24 protein-coding genes are annotated in these 23,542 nt (G+C 68.1%); 18 read left to right on the top strand and 6 right to left on the bottom strand.

Annotation, left to right across the window (positions count from 1 at the left end):
* The first annotated feature begins 1 nt into the window (after position 1).
* The 4 genes from mftD to mftG all read left to right on the top strand — a co-directional run bounded on the left by mftD (position 2) and on the right by mftG (position 4,911).
* Entirely contained in the window at positions 2 to 1,177 is a 1,176-nt protein-coding gene (gene mftD / locus LOK44_RS10700) for a pre-mycofactocin synthase MftD (RefSeq protein WP_237569966.1), read from the top strand.
* Positions 1,178 to 1,315: 138 nt separating this feature from the next.
* A complete protein-coding gene (gene mftE / locus LOK44_RS10695) occupies positions 1,316 to 2,047 on the top strand; it encodes a mycofactocin biosynthesis peptidyl-dipeptidase MftE (protein WP_237569965.1) in 732 nt (243 codons plus the stop codon).
* A complete protein-coding gene (gene mftF / locus LOK44_RS10690) occupies positions 2,044 to 3,456 on the top strand; it encodes a mycofactocin biosynthesis glycosyltransferase MftF (RefSeq protein WP_237569964.1) in 1,413 nt (470 codons plus the stop codon). Before mftE ends, mftF begins: the two co-directional genes overlap by 4 nt.
* Positions 3,457 to 3,483: 27 nt before the next feature.
* Positions 3,484 to 4,911 (top strand): mycofactocin dehydrogenase MftG, encoded by a 1,428-nt coding sequence (mftG, locus tag LOK44_RS10685; protein ID WP_237569963.1) that lies wholly within the window; start codon positions 3,484 to 3,486, stop codon positions 4,909 to 4,911.
* Here mftG and LOK44_RS10680 read toward each other — a convergent pair.
* On the bottom strand, positions 4,901 to 6,517 hold the full coding sequence (locus tag LOK44_RS10680) for an MFS transporter (RefSeq protein WP_237569962.1): 1,617 nt from the start codon (positions 6,515 to 6,517) through the stop codon (positions 4,901 to 4,903). The two genes, mftG and LOK44_RS10680, sit on opposite strands and share 11 nt — an antisense overlap.
* A 93-nt stretch (positions 6,518 to 6,610) precedes the next feature.
* Between LOK44_RS10680 and LOK44_RS10675 the strand changes: the two genes are divergently transcribed.
* A complete protein-coding gene (locus tag LOK44_RS10675; RefSeq protein ID WP_237569961.1) occupies positions 6,611 to 7,243 on the top strand; it encodes a TetR/AcrR family transcriptional regulator in 633 nt (210 codons plus the stop codon).
* Here LOK44_RS10675 and LOK44_RS10670 read toward each other — a convergent pair.
* Positions 7,236 to 8,486 carry a cytochrome P450 gene (locus tag LOK44_RS10670; protein WP_237569960.1) on the bottom strand — a complete coding sequence of 417 codons (1,251 nt, stop codon included), beginning with the start codon at positions 8,484 to 8,486 and terminating at the stop codon, positions 7,236 to 7,238. The two genes, LOK44_RS10675 and LOK44_RS10670, sit on opposite strands and share 8 nt — an antisense overlap.
* Positions 8,487 to 8,606: 120 nt before the next feature.
* Here LOK44_RS10670 and LOK44_RS10665 point away from each other — a divergent pair, with 120 nt between their 5' ends.
* From LOK44_RS10665 to LOK44_RS10605, 13 genes are all read left to right on the top strand, one after another.
* Positions 8,607 to 10,205: a carboxylesterase/lipase family protein gene (locus tag LOK44_RS10665; RefSeq protein ID WP_372481216.1), complete on the top strand. Its 1,599-nt coding sequence runs from the start codon at positions 8,607 to 8,609 to the stop codon at positions 10,203 to 10,205.
* A 454-nt stretch (positions 10,206 to 10,659) separates the two neighbouring features.
* Positions 10,660 to 10,965, top strand: coding sequence for a 30S ribosomal protein S10 (gene rpsJ, locus LOK44_RS10660; protein ID WP_003883485.1), 306 nt, complete (start codon positions 10,660 to 10,662; stop codon positions 10,963 to 10,965).
* Positions 10,966 to 10,979: 14 nt separating this feature from the next.
* Complete coding sequence (rplC, locus tag LOK44_RS10655) at positions 10,980 to 11,633, top strand: 50S ribosomal protein L3 (RefSeq protein ID WP_163918968.1); 654 nt, start codon at positions 10,980 to 10,982, stop codon at positions 11,631 to 11,633.
* A complete protein-coding gene (rplD, locus tag LOK44_RS10650) occupies positions 11,633 to 12,292 on the top strand; it encodes a 50S ribosomal protein L4 (RefSeq protein ID WP_163918967.1) in 660 nt (219 codons plus the stop codon). Before rplC ends, rplD begins: the two co-directional genes overlap by 1 nt.
* The gene (rplW, locus tag LOK44_RS10645) at positions 12,292 to 12,594 is read left to right on the top strand and encodes a 50S ribosomal protein L23 (RefSeq protein ID WP_163918966.1); all 303 of its coding nucleotides are present in this window, start codon (positions 12,292 to 12,294) and stop codon (positions 12,592 to 12,594) included. Before rplD ends, rplW begins: the two co-directional genes overlap by 1 nt.
* A 28-nt stretch (positions 12,595 to 12,622) precedes the next feature.
* Complete coding sequence (rplB, locus tag LOK44_RS10640; RefSeq protein ID WP_163918965.1) at positions 12,623 to 13,459, top strand: 50S ribosomal protein L2; 837 nt, start codon at positions 12,623 to 12,625, stop codon at positions 13,457 to 13,459.
* Between the two features lie 18 nt (positions 13,460 to 13,477).
* On the top strand, positions 13,478 to 13,759 hold the full coding sequence (gene rpsS, locus LOK44_RS10635) for a 30S ribosomal protein S19 (RefSeq protein ID WP_163797122.1): 282 nt from the start codon (positions 13,478 to 13,480) through the stop codon (positions 13,757 to 13,759).
* Complete coding sequence (gene rplV / locus LOK44_RS10630) at positions 13,759 to 14,310, top strand: 50S ribosomal protein L22 (protein WP_237569959.1); 552 nt, start codon at positions 13,759 to 13,761, stop codon at positions 14,308 to 14,310. Before rpsS ends, rplV begins: the two co-directional genes overlap by 1 nt.
* Positions 14,310 to 15,179, top strand: coding sequence for a 30S ribosomal protein S3 (gene rpsC, locus LOK44_RS10625; protein WP_237569958.1), 870 nt, complete (start codon positions 14,310 to 14,312; stop codon positions 15,177 to 15,179). The genes rplV and rpsC overlap by 1 nt, the downstream gene beginning before the upstream one ends.
* Before the next feature lie 3 nt (positions 15,180 to 15,182).
* Positions 15,183 to 15,599, top strand: a complete 417-nt coding sequence (gene rplP, locus LOK44_RS10620) for a 50S ribosomal protein L16 (protein WP_163918962.1) — start codon at positions 15,183 to 15,185, stop codon at positions 15,597 to 15,599.
* Positions 15,599 to 15,832, top strand: a complete 234-nt coding sequence (rpmC, locus tag LOK44_RS10615; RefSeq protein ID WP_163918961.1) for a 50S ribosomal protein L29 — start codon at positions 15,599 to 15,601, stop codon at positions 15,830 to 15,832. The genes rplP and rpmC overlap by 1 nt, the downstream gene beginning before the upstream one ends.
* On the top strand, positions 15,832 to 16,152 hold the full coding sequence (gene rpsQ, locus LOK44_RS10610) for a 30S ribosomal protein S17 (protein WP_163918960.1): 321 nt from the start codon (positions 15,832 to 15,834) through the stop codon (positions 16,150 to 16,152). The genes rpmC and rpsQ overlap by 1 nt, the downstream gene beginning before the upstream one ends.
* 125 nt (positions 16,153 to 16,277) lie before the next feature.
* Positions 16,278 to 18,965 (top strand): glycosyl hydrolase family 28-related protein, encoded by a 2,688-nt coding sequence (locus LOK44_RS10605; protein ID WP_237569957.1) that lies wholly within the window; start codon positions 16,278 to 16,280, stop codon positions 18,963 to 18,965.
* Between the two features lie 29 nt (positions 18,966 to 18,994).
* On the opposite strand, the gene LOK44_RS10600 is transcribed toward LOK44_RS10605, so the two are convergent.
* The 4 genes from LOK44_RS10600 to LOK44_RS10585 all read right to left on the bottom strand — a co-directional run bounded on the left by LOK44_RS10600 (position 18,995) and on the right by LOK44_RS10585 (position 23,451).
* On the bottom strand, positions 18,995 to 20,386 hold the full coding sequence (locus LOK44_RS10600; RefSeq protein WP_237569956.1) for an NAD(P)/FAD-dependent oxidoreductase: 1,392 nt from the start codon (positions 20,384 to 20,386) through the stop codon (positions 18,995 to 18,997).
* A 5-nt stretch (positions 20,387 to 20,391) separates the two neighbouring features.
* Positions 20,392 to 21,018, bottom strand: coding sequence for an undecaprenyl diphosphate synthase family protein (locus LOK44_RS10595; protein WP_237569955.1), 627 nt, complete (start codon positions 21,016 to 21,018; stop codon positions 20,392 to 20,394).
* A 29-nt stretch (positions 21,019 to 21,047) separates the two neighbouring features.
* Entirely contained in the window at positions 21,048 to 22,589 is a 1,542-nt protein-coding gene (locus tag LOK44_RS10590) for a sugar transferase (RefSeq protein ID WP_237569954.1), read from the bottom strand.
* A gap of 142 nt (positions 22,590 to 22,731) precedes the next feature.
* A complete protein-coding gene (locus LOK44_RS10585) occupies positions 22,732 to 23,451 on the bottom strand; it encodes a GAF domain-containing protein (protein ID WP_237569953.1) in 720 nt (239 codons plus the stop codon).
* Positions 23,452 to 23,542: the final 91 nt, after the last annotated feature.

Below are 23,542 nucleotides of genomic sequence, written 5' to 3'. Positions count from 1 at the left end.
CATGGCCCGTGACATCTGGTTCGAAACCGTGGCGATCGCGCAGCAACGCGCGAAGAAGCGTCTGCCCAAGTCCGTCTACTCCTCGCTGATCTCCGCGAGCGAGAAGGGCGTGACTGTCTCCGACAACGTCGAGTCGTTCTCCGAACTCGGCTTCGCGCCGCACGTGGTTGGTGCTGCGGAGAAGCGCGACTTGACGACAACGGTTATGGGACAAGAGATCTCGATGCCCGTGATCATCTCGCCGACCGGTGTGCAGGCGGTGGACCCCGAGGGGGAGGTGGCCGTCGCGCGCGCAGCCGCGGCGCGTGGCACGGCCATGGGCCTGTCCTCGTTCGCCAGCAAGCCCATCGAAGACGTGGTGGCGGTCAACGGCAAGGTCTTCTTCCAGATCTACTGGCTCGGCGGTCGCGAGGCGATCTTGGAGCGCGCGCAGCGCGCCAAGGAGGCCGGCGCGGTGGGTCTGATCACCACCACCGACTGGAGCTTCTCGCACGGCCGCGACTGGGGCAGCCCGAAGATCCCCGAGCAGATGAACCTGCGCACCATGATCAAGATGTCGCCGGAGGTGCTCACCAAGCCCCGTTGGCTCTGGGACTTCGGCAAGACTCTGAGCCCGCCCGACCTGCGGGTTCCCAACCAGGGACGGCGCGGAGAGCCCGGACCGGCGTTCTTCCAGGCGTACGGCGAGTGGATGGGCACCCCGCCTCCGACCTGGGAGGACATCGCGTGGCTGCGCGAGCGGTGGGACGGCCCGTTCATGATGAAGGGGATCGTCCGGGTCGACGACGCGAAACGTGCTGTCGACGCTGGCGTTTCGGCGATCTCGGTGTCCAATCACGGCGGCAACAACCTCGACGGCACCCCGGCGGCGATTCGCTGCCTGCCTGCCGTCGCGGCAGCGGTGGGCGATCAGGTCGAGGTGTTGCTGGACGGTGGCATCCGGCGCGGCAGCGACGTGGTCAAGGCCGTTGCCCTCGGCGCCCGTGCGGTGATGATCGGCCGGGCCTACCTGTGGGGTCTGGCGGCCAACGGCCAGGCCGGCGTCGAGAACGTACTGGACATCCTGCGCGGCGGAATCGACTCGGCGCTCATGGGCATGGGCCACTCCTCGATCCACGACCTCACGCCGGACGACATCCTGGTACCCGAGGGATTCACCCGCACGCTCGGGGCCTGACCTCGGCGTGCGCCAGGCGCCGCCGCACCTGATTGGGGCTGGCGTGGCTCACGGGGCTGACGTGGTAGCCCATCGGGTGCCGACTCGCCCGAGGTGAAGATGGATGTAGTTCAAACGCCAACAATCGGCGCACGGCAGGTGAATTCGGCCTACCATCGGCGGGTGGCTTTACCCGGGGGGCTTGGGAACTCGACGTCGAGGCAGCTGAGCAATCTGACGCCCGCGTTGATCGTCCCCATTGGTGCGCTGGAGCAGCATGGGCCACACCTGCCACTCGACACCGACACCCGCATCGCCGTCGCCGTGGCCGCGGCGGTTGCTGGCCGGTTGTCGGGCGACTGGACGCTCGCGCCGGCCGTCAGCTACGGCTCCAGTGGTGAACACCAGGACTTCGCGGGCACCATCTCCATCGGTACGGCTGCGCTGCGACTTCTGCTCCTGGAGTTCGGCCGATCGGCGTGTCAGTGGGCCTCGCGCGTGGTGTTCGTCAACGGCCACGGCGGGAACGTCGCGGCGCTGCGGGAGGCGGTTGGTTTGCTGCGCGACGAAGGGCGCGATGCCGCCTGGTGCTCGTGCACCGTCCGCGGCGGCGATGCCCACGCGGGCCACACCGAAACGTCTGTATTGCTACATATTTCGCCGGAAGACGTGTGGCTCGACGAACGCGTTGCGGGAAACGGCGCGCCACTGGCCGAACTGCTGCCCCGGATGCGAGAGGGCGGCATCGCCGCGGTGAGTCCCGTCGGAGTGCTCGGCGACCCGACCACCGCCACCGCGGCCGACGGCGAGGCGTTGCTGGGGGAGATGGTGAGCGGCGTCGTCAACGCCATCTCGGCCTGGGCTCCGCGGCCCGACGGGATGCTGAGGTGACGGGGCCGCGCCTGCCCGACGGCTTCGCGGTACAGGTGGATCGGCGTGTCAAGGTGCTGGGTTCCGGTGCGGCGCTGCTCGGGGGTTCCCCCACGCGACTGCTGCGGTTGGCCCCGGCCGCCCAGACCATGCTCCGGGGTGGCAGGCTGGAGGTGCACGACGCGCAGAGTGCCCAGTTGGCACGCACGCTCCTCGACGCCACCGTTGCGCACCCCCGGCCCGCATCTGGCCCCTCGCATCGGGACGTCACGGTCGTGATCCCGGTGCGCGACAACACGATTGGTGTCCAGCGACTGGTGCGGGCGCTGCGCGGGATGCGAGTGATCGTCGTGGACGACGGCTCGGCCGTGCCGATCAGGCCGTCGGACTTCGATGCCCAACGGTGCGAGCTCCAGGTGCTGCGCCACCCCTCCAGCAGGGGTCCGGCGGCGGCTCGCAACACCGGCCTGCACGCGAGCGGTACCGACCTCGTCGCGTTCCTGGACTCCGACGTGGTGCCGCGCCGCGGATGGCTCGAAGCGCTACTCGGGCACTTCTGCGACCCCGCCGTGGCGCTCGTCGCCCCCCGCATCGTGGCGCTCCACGAGCCGGACAACCTGGTCGCCCGCTACGAGTCGGTGCGGTCGTCGCTGGACCTCGGCCAGCGGGAGGCGCCCGTGGTGCCGTTGGGCACGGTGTCCTACGTGCCGAGCGCCGCGATCGTCTGCCGTCGGCAGACCCTGACCGACGTCGGCGGCTTCGACGAGACGCTACGGTCGGGCGAGGACGTCGACTTGTGCTGGCGGTTCATCGAAGCCGGTGCCCGACTGCGCTACGAGCCGATTGCCCTGGTGGGGCACGACCACCGCACCCACCTCCGAGAATGGTTCACGCGCAAGGCGTTCTACGGGTCGTCGGCCGCACCGCTGGCCGTTCGGCACCCGGGTAAGACGGCCCCACTGGTGATCTCCGGGTGGACGCTGCTGGCGTGGCTGCTGCTCGCCATGGGCTCGGGCATCGGCTACCTCGCCTCCACACTGGTGGCCGTGCTGACCGGGCGGCGCATCGCCAGGGCCCTCAGCTCGGTCGACACTGCGCCCAAGGAGGTCGCCGCGGTGACCGCCCACGGCCTGTGGGCCGCGGCGTTGCAGTTGGCGTCGGCGATCTGCAGGCACTACTGGCCGCTGGCACTGGTCGCCGCCGTGCTGTTCAAACGGTGCAGGCAGGTGGTCCTGGTGGCCGCCGTGGTGGACGGCGTCGTCGACTGGGCCACCAGGCATGCCGACGCCGACGGAGACGCCCACCGCGTGGGGCTACTGAGTTACCTGCTACTCAAGCGTCTCGACGACATCGCCTACGGTCTCGGCCTGTGGACCGGCGTCTTCCGCGAGCGTCACCTCGGCGCCCTCAAGCCGCAGATCCGGACCTGAGAATCCACGCGAGAAGGATCGACACCGTTGCACGCTGATGTGCTCGTCGTCGGCGCGGGCAGCGCAGGCTGCGTTCTGGCCGAACGACTCTCGGCCGACCCCGATTGCCGCGTCGTGGTCGTCGAATCCGGGCCGGGGCCGTCCGATCCGCGGGTCATGGCGCAGATCAGCGATGGCCTACGACTGCCCATCGGTGACGCCAGTTCGGTGGTCCGCCGCTACCGCACGACACTGACCGATCATCCGCCGCGATCGACGACGATCATGCGCGGCGCCGTCGTCGGCGGCTCCGGCGCCGTCAACGGTGGCTACTTCTGCCGCGGGCTGCCGGAGGACTTCGACGCCTGGCAACTGCCCGGGTGGAGCTGGGACGACGTGCTGCCGCACTTCCGCGCCATCGAGACCGACCGCGACGTCGACGGCCCGCTGCACGGCACCGACGGCCCGATGCTGATCCGCCGCGTGCACGAATTCGAAGTGGGGGCAAGCGCTTTCGTCGATGCCGCGCGCGAACTCGGTTATCCCTGGCTCGAAGATCTGAACGGCTCGTCGCCCGGCGCGCCGCTGGAGCCGGGTGTCGGCGCGGTGCCGCTCAACATCGATCGAGGCACCCGCGTGGGTCCCGGCGGCGCCTTCCTCGGTCCGGCGGCGGTTCGCCCGAACCTGCGGGTGCTCGACGGGACGGACGTCACCCGGTTGCGCATCGAGCGGGGCAGGGTCGTCGGCGCCGAGTGTCGCGGGCCGGACGGGGACGTCTTGGTGACCGCCGACCGTATCGCGTTGTGCGCGGGGGCGATTGGATCGGCGCACCTGCTGATGCTCTCGGGCGTCGGTCCGGCGCGCACGCTTACCGACGCGGGCGTACCCGTGGTGGCCGACCTTCCCGTAGGGGCCAGGTGCGCCGACCACCCCGAACTGGTGCTGCCCGTCGACTGGCCCGCGGCGCCCGGGCGGCCGCCGCTCGAGGCGGTGCTGGTGACCGAGGACGGTCTGGAGATCAGGCCGTACACGACGGGCTTCGGCGCGATGACGGGCGGGCCCGGCGACGATCCCGAGGATCGCCCACATCTCGGCGTGACGCTGATGCGGCCCCGGTCGCGTGGTGTCATCACCATCGTGTCCGCCGATCCTGCCGTGCCGCCGCTGATCGAGCACCGCTACGACGCGGAGCCGGCCGACGTCGCCCTACTCGAGGCCGGTGCCGAGCTGGCCCACGACCTTGCAGGCACCGGATATACTGCGCGGCAATCGTTCTGGTCCACGTCGCAGCATCTGTGCGGGTCGGCGCCGATGGGCACCGACGACGACGCCGTGCTCGACCCGCAGTGCCGGGTGCGTGGCGTCGAGGGGCTCTGGGTGGTGGACGGTTCGGTCATGCCGAGCATCACCGGGCGGGGGCCGCACGCGACGATCGTCATGATCGGCCACCGCGCAGCCGAATTCGTCAGTCGCTGAGCGGCGCGAGCCCCTCCGCCTCGGGGGCGCTCCGTCGCCGCGTGACCCGCTGCACTGCCTTGAGCTGACGCCCGTCCCGGCCTGGCGCCCACAGTCCCACCAACACCGCCGCGACGGTGATCACCGACGCGAGGACCAACAGGGAGGCGTTCATCGACTCCACGAACGCCGACTGCGCGACCTCGGCCAGCCGGGCGCCGGAGGGTCCCATCTCGTCGGCGACGGCCAGTGCCTGGGCCAGCGAGTCCGTCGCGGGCGCCCGTACCTGCTCGGGCAGACCGGCGAGTCGCGGTCCGATCAGGTTGCCGTACTGCGCGGCCAGGATCGAGCCGGCCACTGCAATGCCGAGGGCGGCGCCGATCTCGCGGGTCGCGTCGTTCACCGCCGATGCGACGCCTTGCTTCTCGTCGGGTACCGCTCCCATGACCGCAGACGTCGTTGGTGCCGTGCACAATCCGATGCCGGTGCTCATGACCAGCAGCGGCCATGCCAGCTGCAGGTAGGGCGAGTCGATCTCGAGGAGGCGCATCGACATCAGCCCCGCGGCGATCAGAATCAGTCCGACCGTGAGGACCAGCCGCAGCCCCAACCGGGGCAGGTACCAGTTGTTCGTCGCGCTGAGGATCAGCACCGGTCCGATCAGCGGGGCGACGGCGACCGCGGTCTTCAGTGCGCTGTAGCCCATCACCAGCTGGATGTACTGAATGGAGACGAAGAAGAAGCCGAAGTTGGCGAAGAACAGGATCGTGATGCCGACGGCGCCGGTGGCGAAGTCCGGCCTGCCGAACAGGCGGACGTCCAGAAGTGGATGGGGGAGGCGCAGTTCGACCACGGCGAAGGCCGCGGCCAGCACGAGGCCCGCGGCCATGCAGCCGTAGACCAGCGGGTCGGTCCATCCGCGGACGGGTGCCTCGACGACGCCGAACACGAAGACCGCTACCGCGCCACCGATCAGGGCTGCGCCGCGCCAGTCGAGCGGCGTGGCGTTCTCGTCGCGCGAGGACGAGACGGTCAGGGTCAGGACGAACAGGACGGCGGCAGCACCGGCGAAGCACCAGAAGATCGACTGCCAGGCGAAGAAGTTCAGCAGCAGCCCCGAACCCAGGAAGCCCAGCACGGCACCGGAGCCCACGATACCCGCCCAGATGCCTACGGCCTTGTTGCGCTCCGACTTCGGGTATGCGGCGGTCAGCAGTGACAGCGTGGCAGGCATGACGAACGCCGCGCCGGCGCCGGCGACCGCCCTGGCCACGATGATCTGCATCGGGCTGTCGAAGATCACCGGCGCGAACGAGGCCACGGCGAAGATCGCGAGGCCGATTTGCAGCGCGCCGCGCCGGCCGTACCGGTCACCGACCGCACCGGCAGGTAGCAGCAGGCAGGCGAGCACCAAGGTGTAGCCGTCGACGACCCAGGTGAGTTGGGTCTGCGTGGCGGAGGTGTCGACCGCAATGTCGCCGAGTGCGGTGTTCAGGGCGATCATCGACGAGACGACGAGGCTGACGTCGAGGCAGGCGACGATCAGCAGCCAGACGCGGGCCCGAGATGACATGGCGGCCATGGCGGCGTCGGTAGGCTGATCTGGCCGGGCGAGAGCGTCGACCACGCGCGACTCCCTCCGGATGGGATATTTTCAAGACATTCCGTCTTGATGCGAGACTAACAGTCTTGTTTCCCGCGTTGGAGGTGACTCAAACCGATGACAGCTGGACGCACCGACCCCAGGCCGGCTCGGTCGCGGGCCCGCTTGCTCGACGCGGCCACGGCGCTGCTGAGGGCGGGCGGCCCCACGGCGGTGACCGTCGACGCCGTCACCCGCGCATCCAACGTCGCGCGCGCCACGCTCTACCGTCACTTCCCGAGCGGCAACGATCTGGTGGCAGCCGCGTTTCACGCCCTGATCCCGCCTGCGCCCATCCCGCCCGACGAGGGCTCGCTGCGCGACCGCCTGGTGGCCATGGTGCAGGCCCAGGCCGAACTGATCGCGGAGGCGCCGGTCAGCATCGCCGCGATGTCGTGGCTGGCGCTCGGCGGCGACATGGAACAGCTGCCATGGGGCCGCAACAAGGGTTCGGCCGAGAGTCAGGAGGTGCAGACCCTGCGCGAACGGGTGGCCGAGCAGTACGCGGCGCCATTCGACGCCGTGCTCGACAGCGACGTCGCGATCGCCGCGCTCGGCGAGGTCGACCGGACCCGGGCCGCCGCGCTGCTACTGGGGCCCATCGTGCTCGGCAAGCTGAGCACGCTGCCCGACTTCGACTACCGGCAGATCGCCGAGGTTGCCGTCGACGGCTTCCTCGCCACGCACGTGATGAACCGCGAAACTACCTGAGCGAGTAGCGAATCGGCAGGTGCTTGAGCCCGCCGACGAAGGTCGTCGCACTCAGCTCGGCGGTGCCCGTCAACTCGATCGACTCCAACCGCGGCACCAGTTCGGTGAACAGGCTGGTCATCTCCATCCGGGCCAACGCGGCGCCCAGACAGAAGTGGACTCCGTACCCGAAGGCGACGTGCTTGTTCGGGTCACGCCCGACGTCGAAGCGGAACGGGTCGTCGAACACGTCCTCGTCGCGATTGCCCGAGACGTAGGCCAGATACACGGAGTCGCCCTTGGCGATGTCGACCCCGCGGACCGTGGTGTCCGCCGTCGCCGTCCGCATGAACTCCTTGACCGGCGTGGACCAGCGGATCATCTCCTCCACCGCGGTGCCCATCAGGCCGGGGTCGGATCGCAGCCGGTCGAGTTCCCCTGGATTCTCGATCAGGGCGAGCAGGCCACCGGAGATCGCGTCCTTGGTCGTGTCGTGGCCGGCGCTCGCCACGATCACGTAGTACGACGCCGTGTCGATCTCCGACAGTGGCTCCCCGTCGATGCGGCCGTTGGCGATGGCGGACGCCAGGTCGTCGGTCGGGTGCTCCCGCCGCGCCGCGGTCAGCTTCGAGAAGTAGCCGAAGAAGTCGAGCAGGACGGCCATCTGCTCCTCGGGCGTCGTGCCTCGCTTGTACTCGTCGTCGTCGCCGCCGAACATCTCCTGGGTCAGCATGTGCATGCGTCCGTAGTCCTCCTCGGGCAGGCCGAGCAGCGACATGATCACGTACAGCGGGAACTGCACGGCGATGTCGGTGACGAAGTCGCATTCCGGTCCAATGTCCCGCATGTGGTCGACGTAGCGCTTGGCCAGTTCGTCCACCCTGACCTTCAGGTCGCGCATGGCCTTCGGCCGGAACCAGTCGGCGCCGATCGCGCGCACCTTGCGGTGGTGCGGATCGTCCATGTGGATCAGCGTGCGCAGTCCCATCCCCGCGTCGAGCTGCGCCTTGGCGTAGTCGTCGGCTGCGGCGGTCGAGAGCAGTGGTCGTGGTTCGCTGATGAACAGCTCGTTGTCCCGCTCGATCGCCATGATGTCCGCGTGCTTCGTGATCGCCCAGAACGGCCGGTACGGCGGATTGTCAACCCAGGCAACGGGATTGTTCGCCCGCAGGTGGGTCAGTGCGGTGTGCAACCGCTCGTCGTCGGCGTATGCCTTCGGGTCCGCGAGGACCTTCGCTGCTTCGTCCATTGTGGGCGTGCTCATGTGACTCCTCGCTTGCGGGCTGCGCAGTTGACGGGTGTCAACGGAGTCTAGGTGCGTGGGCGGGCGGCCACGGCCGGTTTGCGCGGATCGACTCCGAGCGCATCAGTACGCTCGGCGATCGTGGTGTCCCTCCGGCGGTGTCGTCCGATCGCATTGCTCGCCGTCGCACTCCTGATCGGGGGTTGTGGGGGAGCGGGATCGTCGACGGACCCCTCGGCGGCGCCAACGGATCCGGCGGTCGTGAGCACTGTGCAGGGCGACGTGCGCGGTGTCGTCGCACCCGATCACCGGTTCTTCGGTGGCCTGCCATACGCTGCGCCGCCCGTTGGCGGGCTGCGGTGGCAACCGCCCGCACCCGCGCAGGCCTGGACCGGACTGCGCAAGGCCACCCGCGTCGGGCCACGCTGCATCCAGGACGTCGGCGATCCCGAGATCGGGCGCCAGACCGACGAGGACTGCCTGACGCTGAACGTATGGACTCCGCCGGCGAACCAGGACGAGCGCAAGCCGGTGATGGTGTGGATCCACGGCGGCGCGTTCATCAACGGCAGCAGCGGCATCTACGACTCGAAGTGGCTCACGACGCGCGGTGACATCGTCGTCGTCACCCTCAACTACCGGCTCGGCACACTCGGGTTCCTCGCGCACCCATCGCTCGGGCCCGCGGGTGCGGTCGGCAACTACGGGCTGGCCGACCAGCAGGCCGCACTGCGCTGGGTGCACGACAACATCGCCGCGTTCGGCGGCGACCCCGACAAGGTCACGATCGCGGGGGAGTCCGCGGGCGGCATGTCGGTGTGCGACCACCTCGTCGCGCCCGGTTCGAAGGACCTGTTCGACGGCGCGATCATCCAGAGCGGCCCGTGCCAGGCCCAACTGGCGCTGCCTGAGGCGGAGCGGATCAGCGTCGACTACGCCCGCGACGTCGGGTGCGGTGACCCCGCGGCGGCAGCCGCATGTTTGCGCGCCCTGCCTGCGAAGCAGCTGCGTAACCCCGTGGAGTACTTCCGGATCGGCGACGACGCCCTCAGCGGTCCCGTGACCGGCACGACGACACTGCCCGTCGACCCGATGGCCGCCTTCGCCGCTGGGGACGCCGCGCGCGTGCCGCTCCTGATCGGTAGCAACCGCGACGAGTTCACCCTCTTCCTCGCGCTCGAATACCTCCGCGGCCAGGACCTGCTGTCCGCCGAGTATCCGGGCGTGCTGGCCCAGACCTTCGGCCGCGGTGCGAGTGCGGTCGCGGCCCGGTATCCGCTGGACCGCTACGGCGGCAGCGCACCGCTGGCCTACTCGGCTGCCGTCACCGACGGCGAGTTCGCGTGCGTCGATCAGCGCATCACCGCCGACCTCTCCCGCGAGTCGCCGGTGTACGCCTACGAGTTCAACGATCGCGAGGCGCCCACCCCCGAGCCGTTCCGGACATTGCCCTTCCCGGTCGGCGCGAGTCACTCACTCGAGCTGCGGTACCTCTTCGACGTCGGCGGGGCGCCGCCGCTGGACCGTGCCCAGCAGACGCTGTCGGACCAGATGATCGACTACTGGAGCGAGTTCGTCCGCACCGGAGCGCCCGAGGTCGAGGGTCTACCCGAGTGGCCGGAGGCCGGCGACGACCCCGCGCGCAGCGACCGGCTGTCGTTCGTACCCGACGACACCCGCGTGGCCGACGACTTCACCGAGGTGCACCAGTGCGACTTCTGGGCCTCGCTTCAGCGCTGACGGCGTGCCGAGTCTGCTGCCAGATCGCGATCTGGAGGGAAAACGCGATCTGCCCGCAGTCTCGGCGGGTTTGGTTGGCCTCTGGGGCGGCCCGGTAAACTCGCCCTGACCGCACGTTGAACGTGCTCGCATGGCTTCGCCGGGGGATTTGGACGACGCCCGGATCTGAGGCATACTGTTCGGGTTGCCTCGAGCCGGGACGGGGACCTTCGGGTCTGCCTGGCAGAGGCATGCGACCAGTGTCCTCAGGGATGCATCCGGTCCCAACCTCGAGCGTGACGAAATCAGTCGCGGGCGAGTGTGCGTGAGGGCGACACACCCGACCGCGGGGGTCGGTGAACCACAGATACGTAAACAGCGGCGGCACAGCCAGCGCGCGCACCTCGGGGCGACCCGGGGGCGGCGCAACAGACCAGGCCCTGACGGGGCCCGTTAGTAGTGAGGTAGGAGAAGCGTGGCGGGACAAAAGATCCGCATCAGGCTGAAGGCCTACGACCACGAGGCCATTGACGCCTCTGCGCGCAAGATCGTCGAGACGGTCACCCGTACGGGCGCCAGTGTGGTCGGCCCGGTGCCGCTGCCGACCGAGAAGAACGTGTACTGCGTCATCCGGTCTCCCCACAAGTACAAGGATTCGCGGGAGCACTTCGAGATGCGCACCCACAAGCGTCTCATCGACATCCTCGACCCGACGCCGAAGACCGTTGACGCACTCATGCGCATCGATCTGCCGGCCAGTGTCGACGTGAACATCCAGTAGGAGAACCAGAAACCATGGCACGTAAGGGAATTCTGGGCACCAAGCTGGGCATGACTCAGGTGTTCGACGAGAACAACAAGGTCGTTCCCGTCACGGTCGTCAAGGCCGGCCCCAACGTGGTGACCCGCATCCGCACCCCCGAGCGCGACGGCTACAGCGCCGTCCAGCTCGCATACGGCGAGATCAGCCCGCGCAAGGTGACCAAGCCGGTCACCGGTCAGTTCGCCGCGGCGGGCGTCAACCCCCGCCGTCACCTCGCCGAGCTGCGGCTCGACGACGAGGCAGCTGCGTCGGAGTACGAGGTCGGTCAGGAGCTGACCGCCGAGATCTTCGTCGACGGCGCCTTCGTCGACGTCACCGGCACCAGCAAGGGCAAGGGCTTCGCAGGCACCATGAAGCGGCACGGGTTCAAGGGTCAGGGAGCCTCCCACGGCGCCCAGGCCGTGCACCGTCGTCCCGGCTCGATCGGTGGCTGTGCCACCCCCGGCCGCGTCTTCAAGGGCACCCGGATGTCGGGCCGCATGGGCTCCGACCGGATCACCACGCAGAACCTGAAGGTCCACAAGGTCGACGCCGAGAACGGCGTCATCTTGATCAAGGGCGCCATCCCCGGCCGCAACGGCGGACTCGTCGTGGTTCGCAGCGCGATCAAACGAGGTGAAAAGTAATGGCAGCGAAGAGCATTGACGTTCGGACCCCGGACGGCAAGACCGACGGCAGCGTCGATCTGCCCGCCGAGCTGTTCGACGTCGAGCCGAACATCGCGCTGATGCACCAGGTCGTCATCGCGCAGCTGGCCGCCAAGCGGCAGGGCACGCACTCGACCAAGACGCGCGGCGAGGTCTCCGGTGGCGGCAAGAAGCCGTACCGCCAGAAGGGCACCGGCCGCGCCCGCCAGGGTTCGACCCGCGCGCCGCAGTTCACCGGCGGTGGCGTCGTGCACGGCCCGCAGCCGCGCGACTACAGCCAGCGGACCCCGAAGAAGATGATCGCCGCCGCACTGCGCGGGGCGCTCTCGGACCGGGCTCGCAACGACCGGATCCACGCGGTCACGGAGCTGATCAGCGGACAGACGCCGTCGACCAAGGCGGTGAAGACGTTCCTCGGATCGCTCACCGACCGTCGCAAGGTGCTGATCGTGATCGGCCGCAGCGATGAGATCGCCGCGAAGAGCGTGCGCAACCTGCCCGGTGTGCACGTGATCTCGCCGGACCAGCTCAACACCTACGACGTGCTCGACGCCGATGACGTCGTGTTCAGCGTCGAGGCCCTGAACGCGTACATCTCGGGCGCGAAGACCAAGAGCACTGAGGAGGTGTCTGCCTGATGGCTACCGTGACCGATCCCCGCGACATCATCCTGGCCCCGGTCATCTCGGAGAAGAGCTACGCCCTGATCGAGGACAACGTGTACACGTTCATCGTGCACCCCTCCTCGAACAAGACGCAGATCAAGATCGCGATCGAGAAGATCTTCGACGTGAAGGTCGACTCCGTGAACACGGCCAACCGGCAGGGCAAGCGCAAGCGGACCCGCACCGGCTACGGCCAGCGCAAGGCCACCAAGCGCGCCATCGTGACGCTGGCCGCCGGCAGCAAGCCGATCGATCTGTTCGGAGCACCGGCCTAACCGGCCGGGAGTTAAGGATTTACTAGACATGGCTATTCGCAAGTACAAGCCGACGACCCCCGGTCGCCGCGGTTCGAGCGTCTCCGACTTCGCCGAGATCACCCGATCGACGCCGGAGAAGTCGTTGGTCCGCCCGCTGCACGGCACCGGCGGTCGCAACGCCCACGGTCGCATCACCACCCGGCACAAGGGTGGCGGCCACAAGCGCGCCTACCGCGTCATCGACTTCCGTCGTCATGACAAGGACGGCGTCGACGCCAAGGTCGCTCACATCGAGTACGACCCCAACCGCACCGCGAACATCGCACTGCTGCACTACCTGGACGGCGAGAAGCGCTACATCATCGCGCCGCAGGGACTGAAGCAGGGCACCATCGTGGAGTCGGGCGCCAACGCCGACATCAAGCCCGGCAACAACCTGCCGCTGCGCAACATCCCCGCCGGTACCGTCATCCACGCCGTGGAGCTGCGGCCCGGTGGCGGCGCGAAGATGGGCCGCTCCGCCGGTGTCAGCATTCAGCTGCTCGGCAAGGAAGGCACCTACGCGACGCTGCGCATGCCCAGCGGTGAGATCCGCCGCGTCGACGTGCGCTGCCGCGCCACCGTCGGCGAGGTCGGCAACGCCGAGCAGGCGAACATCAACTGGGGCAAGGCCGGCCGCATGCGCTGGAAGGGCAAGCGCCCGACCGTCCGTGGTGTCGTCATGAACCCCGTCGACCACCCGCACGGTGGTGGCGAGGGCAAGACCTCCGGTGGTCGTCACCCGGTGAGCCCGTGGGGCAAGCCAGAAGGCCGCACCCGCAAGAACAAGCCGAGCGACAAGCTCATCGTCCGACGCCGGCGCACCGGCAAGAACAAGCGCTAGGCCGGGAAGGAAAGAGCTATGCCACGCAGCCTCAAGAAGGGTCCGTTCGTCGACGACCATCTGTTGAAGAAGGTCGACGTTCAGAACGACAAGAATACGAAGCAGGTCATCAAGACCTGGTCGCGTCGATCGACCATCATCCCTGACTTCATCGGTCACACCTTCGCCGTCCACGACGGTCGCAAGCACGTGCCGGTGTTCGTCACCGAGTCGATGGTCGGACACAAGCTGGGCGAGTTCGCCCCGACGCGAACGTTCAAGGGTCACATCAAGGACGACCGGAAGAGCAAGCGGCGCTAATGACCACTGCAATCACTGAATACCCGTCCGCGACGGCGAAGGCGCGCTTCGTGCGCGTCTCGGCGTCCAAGGCACGCCGGGTGATCGACCTGGTACGCGGCAAGTCCGTGTCCGACGCGCTGGACATCCTGCGGTGGGCACCGCAGGCCGCCAGCGAGCCGGTGGCCAAGGTCATCGCGAGCGCCGCTGCCAACGCGCAGAACAACGATGGGCTCGACCCGTCGACGCTCGTCGTCGCCGCCGTCTACGCAGACGAGGGCCCGACCGCCAAGCGCATCCGGCCGCGTGCCCAGGGCCGCGCCTTCCGGATCCGCAAGCGCACCAGCCACATCACGGTGATCGTCGAGAGCCGCCCGTCGCGGGACCAGGGCTCGAAGGGTGCCGGATCGGCTGCCGCAGCGCGTGCACGTCGTGCGCAGGGCAGCAAGGCCAAGAGCACGCAGGGACAGGCTCCGGCCAAGGCGTCCGCCAAGAAGGCCGAGACCACCAAGGCTGATACCAAGGCCGACACGACTACCGAAGCGTCTGACGCGAAGGGAGGCTCGGAGTAGTGGGCCAGAAGATCAACCCCCACGGCTTCCGGCTCGGCATCACGACCGACTGGAAGTCCCGGTGGTACGCCGACAAGCAGTACTCGGACTACGTCAAGGAAGACGTCGCGATCCGCAAGCTGCTAGCCACGGGCCTCGAGCGCGCCGGCATCGCCGACGTCGAGATCGAGCGCACCCGTGACCGCGTCCGCGTCGACATCCACACCGCGCGTCCCGGCATCGTCATCGGTCGCCGCGGCACCGAGGCCGATCGCATCCGCACCGACCTGGAGAAGCTGACCAAGAAGCAGGTCCAGCTCAACATCCTCGAGGTGAAGAGCCCGGAGTCGGTGGCGCAGTTGGTCGCCCAGGGTGTCGCCGAACAGCTGAGCAACCGCGTGGCCTTCCGCCGCGCGATGCGCAAGGCGATCCAGTCGGCGATGCGCCAGCCCAACGTCAAGGGCATCCGCGTGCAGTGCTCGGGCCGCCTCGGCGGCGCCGAGATGAGCCGCTCGGAGTTCTACCGCGAAGGCCGGGTGCCGCTGCACACGCTGCGCGCCGACATCGACTACGGCCTCTACGAGGCCAAGACCACCTTCGGTCGCATCGGTGTGAAGGTCTGGATCTACAAGGGCGACATCGTCGGTGGCAAGCGCGAGCTGACCGCCGCGGCGCCTGCAGGGGCCGACCGTCCCCGTCGCGAGCGTCCGACGGGTGCTACCCGTCCGCGCCGCAGTGGCGCCTCGGGCACCACGGCGACGAGCACCGAGGCCGGTCGCGCAGCGTCCGGCACCGCCGGTGACGAAGCGCCCGCCATCGCCGAGGCGACGGTTGGCACCGAAGCTGCCGCAGGCGCAGCCGAGAGCACTACGCAAGAGTCAGGGAGCTAGCACATGTTGATTCCCCGCAGGGTCAAGCACCGCAAGCAGCACCACCCGCAGCAACGCGGCATTGCCAGCGGTGGCACCTCGGTGAGCTTCGGTGACTACGGCATCCAGGCCCTCGGCCATGCCTACATCACCAACCGGCAGATCGAGTCCGCTCGTATCGCCATCAACCGGCACATCAAGCGAGGCGGCAAGGTGTGGATCAACATCTTCCCGGACCGCCCACTGACCAAGAAGCCCGCCGAGACCCGCATGGGTTCCGGTAAGGGTTCGCCGGAGTGGTGGGTCGCGAACGTGAAGCCCGGCCGCGTGCTGTTCGAGCTGAGCTACCCCGACGAGAAGGTCGCGCGCGAGGCACTCACGCGCGCCATCCACAAGTTGCCGATCAAGGCACGCATCGTTACCAGAGAGGAGCAGTTCTGATGGCAGTGGGAACTTCGCCTGGCGAACTGCGCGAGATGACCGACGACGAGCTGACCGGTCGGCTCCGGGAGTCGAAGGAAGAGCTGTTCAACCTTCGCTTCCAGATGGCCACCGGCCAGCTCTCGAACAACCGTCGGCTCCGCACGGTGCGACAGGAGATTGCGCGCGTCTACACGGTGTTGCGCGAACGTGAGCTGGGTCTGGCGTCCGGACCCGTTGGTGAGGATTCGTAATGGCAGACAACGGCAGTGAAACCAAGAGCGGCGCAAAGGGTCCGGCGTACACGCCGAAGACCGAAAAGCCCCGCAACCGTCGCAAGACCCGTATCGGCTACGTGGTGAGCGACAAGATGCAGAAGACCATCGTCGTCGAGCTCGAGGATCGCAAGAGCCACCCGCTCTACGGCAAGATCATCCGCACGACCACGAAGGTCAAGGCGCATGACGAAGACGGCGTCGCCGGCGTCGGCGACCGGGTGTCCCTGATGGAGACCCGTCCGCTGTCGGCCACCAAGCGCTGGCGTCTGGTCGAGGTCCTCGAAAGGGCCAAGTAACACACGTCTCAACGCACACGCCCGGTCCGTACCACGGACCGGGCGTTTTGCGTCGCCATCCGTCCCGGGGGGATATGGTGAGGATGGCTAATTGTCACGTGTGTCAAAAATAGGGGGCATGTCCGGTGGACAAGCGCGCATACGGCATGAGCGGGGTGGTGGCCGCTGCGGGCATCGGGCTGGCTCTGGTGACCGGTCCGGGTATCAGCGCGGCAGAGCCGTCGGCATCGGATGCACCTGGGCCCAGTTCGTCGTCGCCCTCGGCCGGCGCTTCGAAGACCGATGCCTCGTCGTCGAACACCTCGTCGTCGAATTCGGCGTCCTCCCAAGGCGCTTCGGCCGCGGGCCCTGCCCGCGACGGTAGCGGCGCGTCCGACACCTCCACCGACTCCGAACCGGCCACCGCCCCGGTGGCCGACCGCGACGAGTCCGACGATCCCGTCGACCCGGAACCCGAAGTTCCGTCGGATCCGGACGGGGATGCCACGGGCGAAGGGCCGGTCGAACCCGACGACGAGGACGTGACCGAACCAGAGGGAGCGGAACCCGTGGGCGGCGGGGACGAAGAAGCCGACCACGGATCGGACACCGCCGAGTCGACATCCCCACCGGCGCAGCCCCAGCCCACCCCCGCGAACGACGCCGACGTCCCGGCGACAGAACCAAAACCCGCCTCCGGCACGGACATCGAGACCGAACAGCCGACGCAACCGGAGTCGCCATCGGTCGACATCGTGGTGATCGCCGAACCGGTCGACTCCAGCCCGGTGCCGGAGACACCGACACTCGAAGTCGCCGTGGCGGCTGCACCCGATGCGCCAGAACGGGTCTCGGCGCAGCCCGCCGGCATCGTCGCAGCCGTGCTGGGTGCGATCGACGCCACCGGTGCGCCGGGGCCCGTCGAATCACCGTCACTGTGGGCCGTCCTGGCATGGGTGCGCCGCCAACTCGGCGTCTCGGAGATCTCCCATACCGGCGCTCAGTCGACGACGTCTGCGGCGACGTCGGCCACCGCACCCGTCACCACCATCAACGTCAAGGACTACGGCGCAGTCGGAGACGGAATCACCGACGACTCGGCCGCCATCAAGGCCGCGCAGGCAGCGCTGTCGTCGGGCGCGCGGCTGTACTTCCCGGAGGGGAACTACCGGTTCGCCCAACAGCAGCCCGCAGGCAACGCAGCGATCCTGCTTCGGGGACTGTCGAACGTGACGGTCGAGTTCGCTCCCGGTGCCCGGCTGGTGATGGACAACCTCGACGCCGCCGGGCACGGCACGAGCCACGGCATCCGGGTCGAGGGCTCGGCGTCTCACGTCGCCATCATCAATCCCACCATCGAGTGGGTCACGCGGCCATCCGCACGAAGCTTCGGTGACGGGATCTCAGTGCTCGGGTGGCCATCCGACTCCGCGCCGCCTGCGGGCTGGACCGGCTCCACCGGCACCGTGCAGTACGTGTCGATCGTCAACGCTCGCGTGGTCAACGCACCCCAAACCGGAGCGGTCGTGATGGGAGCGTCCGACGTGACCGTCACGAACTTCACTGCCATTGGCACGCTGGCCGACGGGCTGCACTTCAACGCGAACCGTCGGGTCACCGTTGACGGGCTCGTCGCGCAGAACACCGGCGACGACGGTCTGGCCTTCGTGACCTACTACGACCCGACTCAGCCATGGACCTACGGCCCGGGCGACGGTCCGTTCAATCAAGCCGGCCTCGGCGACTGGAACAACGGCGGTTCGGTCGCCACCCACATCACGGTGACCGGCGGTTCCGCCAGCGGCGTCCGGGTCCAGGGCGGCTACGACATCACCATCAGCGACGTCACGGTGACCGGCAAGGACTACGGCATCCAGCTCAACTCGGCCAAGGCGGTCGGCCCCGGCGACTGGACGAGTCTCGCGTCGCGCGACATCCACGTCTCGGACGTGACGATCGACGGCGCCCAGACCGGAATCGTGTTGGCCACCAACAATATCGACGGCACCGAGAACTCCATGTGGTGGGACTTCTCGGGCTCGTCGATCACCGACGTCGTCATCCGCGGTTCGAAGAACTGGTCGCTCGCCGTCGAGACCCCCGCGGTGGCGACGAGCAGGTTCGCGGGCATCACGCTGCGCAACGTCTACGCCGAGAACCTCGCCGCCAGCGGGCCGACGTCAGGCGGCAACGGTGGCATCCTGCTGGCCTCGCTGCACGACTCCGTGATCGACGGCGTACGACTCGTCGCCGACCACCCCAGTGACGTCATCGTCACCGGCGCGGGCGCGATCCGCGGTGGACTCGACGTCGCGGACCTGCCGTCGGCGAACCTGACGATCGACGACCTGGTGCTCGAGGGCCCCGGACGGATCCTCGTCCAGGACATCGCCGGGGTGTCGTTCGGGAACGTGTCGTCCAGCGGCGCGGATGGCAGCGCCGTCGTGTTGTACCGGGTCAAGGACGCGTCCTTCGAGAACATCACGGCGTATCTGCCGGGACGGGGCACCGGGTCAGGCTTCGGCGTACAAATCCTGCAGGTCTACGACCTCGACATCGCGAACATCACGGTGACCATGGACGACCACGTCGGAACGTCCTTCTGGGCAGTGGAACTCGGCGGCGGGAACCCGGATCAGGACGTCGCAGGCCAAGGCGTCCGCATCGAGAACGTCACGTATGTCAGCGGGCGCGACGACGTCGATTCCGACATCGTCGTCCAGGGTGGTCCCTACGGGCCCGTCGACTGGTACATCAATGCGCAGTGGCGCCACGAGGGCGAGACCCTGCCGCAGTGGCGATCTGCGACGTACGGCGACACCACCCCGCTCTGAAACGCCTCGGAACCCGCGGGGCCCAGCCGCTACTTCCGAACGCCGGTCTCGTGATGCCCGCGCTCGGTGTTCACCCGCCACGGGTCGGCTTCACCTCCGAAGTATCGATCGACGCTGTGGATGGCGCTCAGCATCGCGTGGTCCTGGTTGTCGTAGCGGTGCATGCCGTTTCGGCCGATGGGGTGCAGCGACGGATGACTCTTCCGCAGGTAGTCCCGGATGCGAGAGACGTTCCGTTCGCGCGTGGGATCGTAGACCGGATAGGCGAACCGAGACCGGACGATCATCAGGTGGTCGATCACCGGGTCGTCGAAGCCGAGCGCACGCAGGTCCTGCTCGACGATCGCGCCCAAGCCCGCGTCGCTCGCCACCCACGTGTCTTCGTCGGGCAGGGTGAAGTACTCGAGACCGAGGTAGCTGCCCGTCCAATCGTGCGGAGCGAGCGCACGGGACCAGTACCCGTAGTTCTGGATACGTCCGACCCGGAACTCCTTGCCGGGGGTGTAAACCCAGTTGTAAGGCATGTCGTACTGCTGCCGCAACGCAACGGCCACCGTAATGACCGCGCGATGACGCAGCGCCGCTGCGACCGCCCTGATGTGCCTGGGCGGCGGCGGGTCCAACGTCTCGACGAGCAAGCGCAGTGGCATGCTCGAGAACACCGCATCCCCGGACACGGTCTGGCCGTCGTGCAGTTCCAACGTCCACCCCCGGCCGTCGTACCGCACCGCGCAGACCTGGGAGTCGAGGTTCGGAATGGTGCCGGACTCTGCCAGTCTCGCCGCCGCCGCCTCCCACAGTTGGCCAGGGCCGAACCGGGGATAGCGAAACACGTCCTGCTCGGCGGGATCGTCGGCGCGGGGTTTGCGCCACGCGATCGGCTTTATGCGTTGATTCGCCCAGTCGCTGGCGATCTCCGCGGGATCGGCCAGCCAGGTCTTTCGCACGTAGCCGTCGAAGAACTTGGTGTACCAGTGCCTGCCGAATTCGTGGGTGCCCCACTCACGGAAGCTGGCCGTGCCCGGAGTCGGGACGTCGTGCCAGAGCCGGGACCACAGCAGGCTGCCTGCGCCGCGCATGCCCTTGCCGATGCCCATCTGCGTCAACAGATCACGCCCGAGCAGCGGGTACCGGACGAAATGACCGTCGACGAGCATGGCCGAGCGTCGGGGCACCGAGATCCACTCATCGGCTGGGAGCAGTGACTTCCAGAGGTCGAGGATCTCCTCGCTCTGGGTGAAGAACCTGTGACCGCCGGGGTCGACGCGCCACTCTCCGTCGGTCGGCGTGCGGGCCAGACCGCCGACGTGGCTCGTCGCCTCGAAGATCCGCGGCGCGGCTCCCCGTTCGACCAGCTTCAGGGCCGCGGTGAGCCCCGCCGGGCCCGCACCGATGATCAACGGGTTCCCGTTGGACTCCACGGTTGCTACCGACCCCGGAGTCGAGGCAGGCGTCGGTAGTCGGCGACGATGTCGTCGATACGGCTGCCCGTGAGGTCGTTCAACGGCGTCGTCAGGAAGATCAGCTGCGCGTACTGACTCTGGAACGGCAGGAACCCGCTCAGCAGGGGCTCGGGAGTGGTCCGGATGACCAGGTCGACCTCATCGATCTCGAACGCTGCCGAGATGTCACACCCGTCGCGCTCCGCTCGACGGTGAGCGGCGCGGAGCTCGTCGGCTGCGTCATAGGCGGCGAGCACGTTGATCCGGAACTCCTCGCCGGTCATCGTGGCCTCGAGATGGTCTGCGGCCTCGACGTACTCGGCAGGCAGTACCGTGCGGTCGCCGTGCAACCGCACGCTGCACGCGGATCCGTGGAAGTGCTTGGGGATCAACGTGGTGAGGAAGTGCAGCGACGCCGAGTACACCGCTTCGAGTTCGTCGTCCCGGCGGCCCAGGTTTGCCCGACTGAGGTTGTACACCGACACCGTCCGAACGTCGTTGCGCTGCAGGGCCAGCAGGATCTCGACGACCTTCTCCGCGCCGCGCAGATACGCCGCGGACAGTGACGTCCCACGGGTCTGCGCCCACCGCCGGAGACCGTCGGGGATCACGCCTACGTGGGCCGGGTGAGCGGTGATGCTCAGTCCTCCGCACTGCGGAGCACTGCAAGGACGGTGAGGATCAGGATCTTGAAGTCGAGGTTCAGCGACCAGTTCTCGATGTAGTAGTTGTCGAACTCGGCGCGGTCGGCGATCGACGTCTGACCCCGCAGTCCATGCACCTGAGCCCAGCCGGTTATGCCAGCCTTCACCCGGTGCCGATCGCCGTAGCGCCGCACCTGCATCTCGAACAGCTCCACGTACTCGGGCCGTTCGGGACGCGGGCCGACGAGGCTCATGTCGCCGCGCAACACGTTGACCAGTTGCGGTAGTTCGTCCAGTGAGGTCTTGCGCATGATCTTGCCGATCCGCGTGCGCCGGTCGACGCCCTCGACGCCGCCGGGCGCGGCTCCGGCCGCCAACTCGAAGCCGGCCTTGGCAGGGTCGAGGGGGCGCATGCTCCGGAACTTCAGGCAGCCGAAGACCTTGCCGTCACGGCCGATCCGGTCCTGGCTGAAGAAGATCGGCCCCGGCGAACTGAGCTTGACGAGCAGCGCCAGCCCGAGGAACACCGGTGAGATGAGGAGCAGGCCCAGGCCCGCAGCCGTGCGGTCACACGCGTGCTTGACCGCGAACTGCCAACCCTTCGGGTCGACCCGGCAGAGGACCATCAGCGGTACGCCACCCAGGTGCTCGACCCAGGCGCCACCGCTGACGGCGTCCATCACCCTGGGCACCACCCGAACCCGCATGCCGAGGTTCTGCGCCTCGTGCGCGGTACGTGCGAGGCGCTCGTCGGACACCGTCGAGGGCGCCAGGATGAGTTCGGCGGCGCCGGTTGCGCGAGCGGCGATTTCGAGGTTGTCGGTGGTGCCGAAATACGGCACGTCGAACCCCTCGGCGTCGGTCGGCCGGGAGTCGTCGAGTAGGCCGACGGGGTGCAGTCCGTAGTCGGGCACCTGACGCATCCGCGTGACGAGTTGGTGGGTGATCGGGCCCGACCCAATTATCAGCGCGGGCGTGCCGAAGTGGTACTTCCGCCGCAGGTAACGCTGCGCAAGGGACCTGACGAGCCGAACGCCAGGGATGAGAACCGCTGCGCACAGCCAGATCCGGATCATCACGTCGCTGGGGCGGACGTACTCGCCGATCACCTGACCCGGCGAGAACGGTGGCACCAACAGCAACATGATCGTCAGGGTTGCCAGCGTGGCTACGGCCACGGACGTCTCGACCGGTTCGAAGTCGTCGAGGAAGCGGTGGTCGAGCCGTCGGCGGTACATCGAGCGCGTACCGAGGATGGCGATGACGACCGGCACGAAGATCCACGAAAACAACGCGATGTTGCGATCGTGGACGGGCCCCGGGGTCAACCACTGCGCCAGCAAAACCGCCCACATGGCCGCCCAGATGTCGAGCGCCACGGTCAGGGCGACGTAGCCGGACTCCGAGCGAAGACGTTCGGCGAGGCCGCGCGGCGCAGGGGCGGCGTGGCCGGGCGAAGCCGGCACGGCGTTCGTCGGCGGCGCGGTGCGCTGCCGACTCGGCCCAGCATGGGCCTTCGCCTTCACGTCCATCTGCATGCAGCACATCCCCTGCCGGCTTCGAGATAACCAACCTTAGGGGTGCCGGGCCTACTCCGCAGAGTAATTAGCGGCTGTGTCAAGAAATTTGTTCAGCATCGTAAAAAAGCGGGCGCACCCGATGTAGCTGGACCGCTGTTCCTCAGCGACCGGAGCCGGCGTTGGCGCCGAAGATCCGTTCGGTCGCCAGCGCCGCGAGGTCACTCAGCACCTGGACGTGTCCGGTGCCCCACAAACGCGGCTTGGTGTCGAATACACACAGCGTGCCAATGGCATTTCCATCGCCATCGATGAGCGGTATGCCCAGGTAGGCCACCAGGGTGCCATCGCGGACGGCAGGGTGATTCTTGAACACCGGGTCCGCCCGCGCGTCCTCGAGGATCAATGGCGCGCGGTTTGCCACGGCGTATTGGCACATCGATCGGTTGAGCGGCGTCTGCCTTTCCTGCGGAGACGTGATCTCCATGCCAGCCGCGCTCTTGAAGAACTGACGATCGGAATCGACCAGCGACACCAGAGCGAACGGTGCGTCGAGTGCATCGGCCGCTGCGCGGGTGATCCGGTCGTAGATCTCCTCCGGCGGCGAATCCAGCAGTCCGGTGGCATACAGGGCGCGTAGCCGACTCGGGTCGCTTATCGAGGCGGTTACGCTCGGCATCGTCGATTCGGCAAAGACGCCGGCGGCGGACAGGTGGGTCAGCAAATCGTCGATGACCGGGCTGTCGACACGTCTCTGGTCGGCGATCATGCGCGACGCCACCGCGCGGACGACGTACTGATCGACGTCCTCGCCGGCCTCTCGAGCCCGCTCCGCGAGCAGCCCGTTGAGCCAATCGTCGAATGCCTCGAGCCCGCTGGTCACTCGCTCACGGTAACCGAACATCGGTGATCTGGTGTACTGCTAAGCACTTCACCATCTGAGCGTGACCAGGCACGTGGTGCGGCTGCGGTAG

Origin of the sequence: Mycolicibacterium lacusdiani, from assembly GCF_021916785.1 — a bacterium.
GTDB lineage: Bacteria > Actinomycetota > Actinomycetes > Mycobacteriales > Mycobacteriaceae > Mycobacterium > Mycobacterium lacusdiani.
The sequence above is the reverse complement of the archived record's forward strand: the minus strand, read 5'-3'. Positions and strand labels throughout refer to the sequence as shown.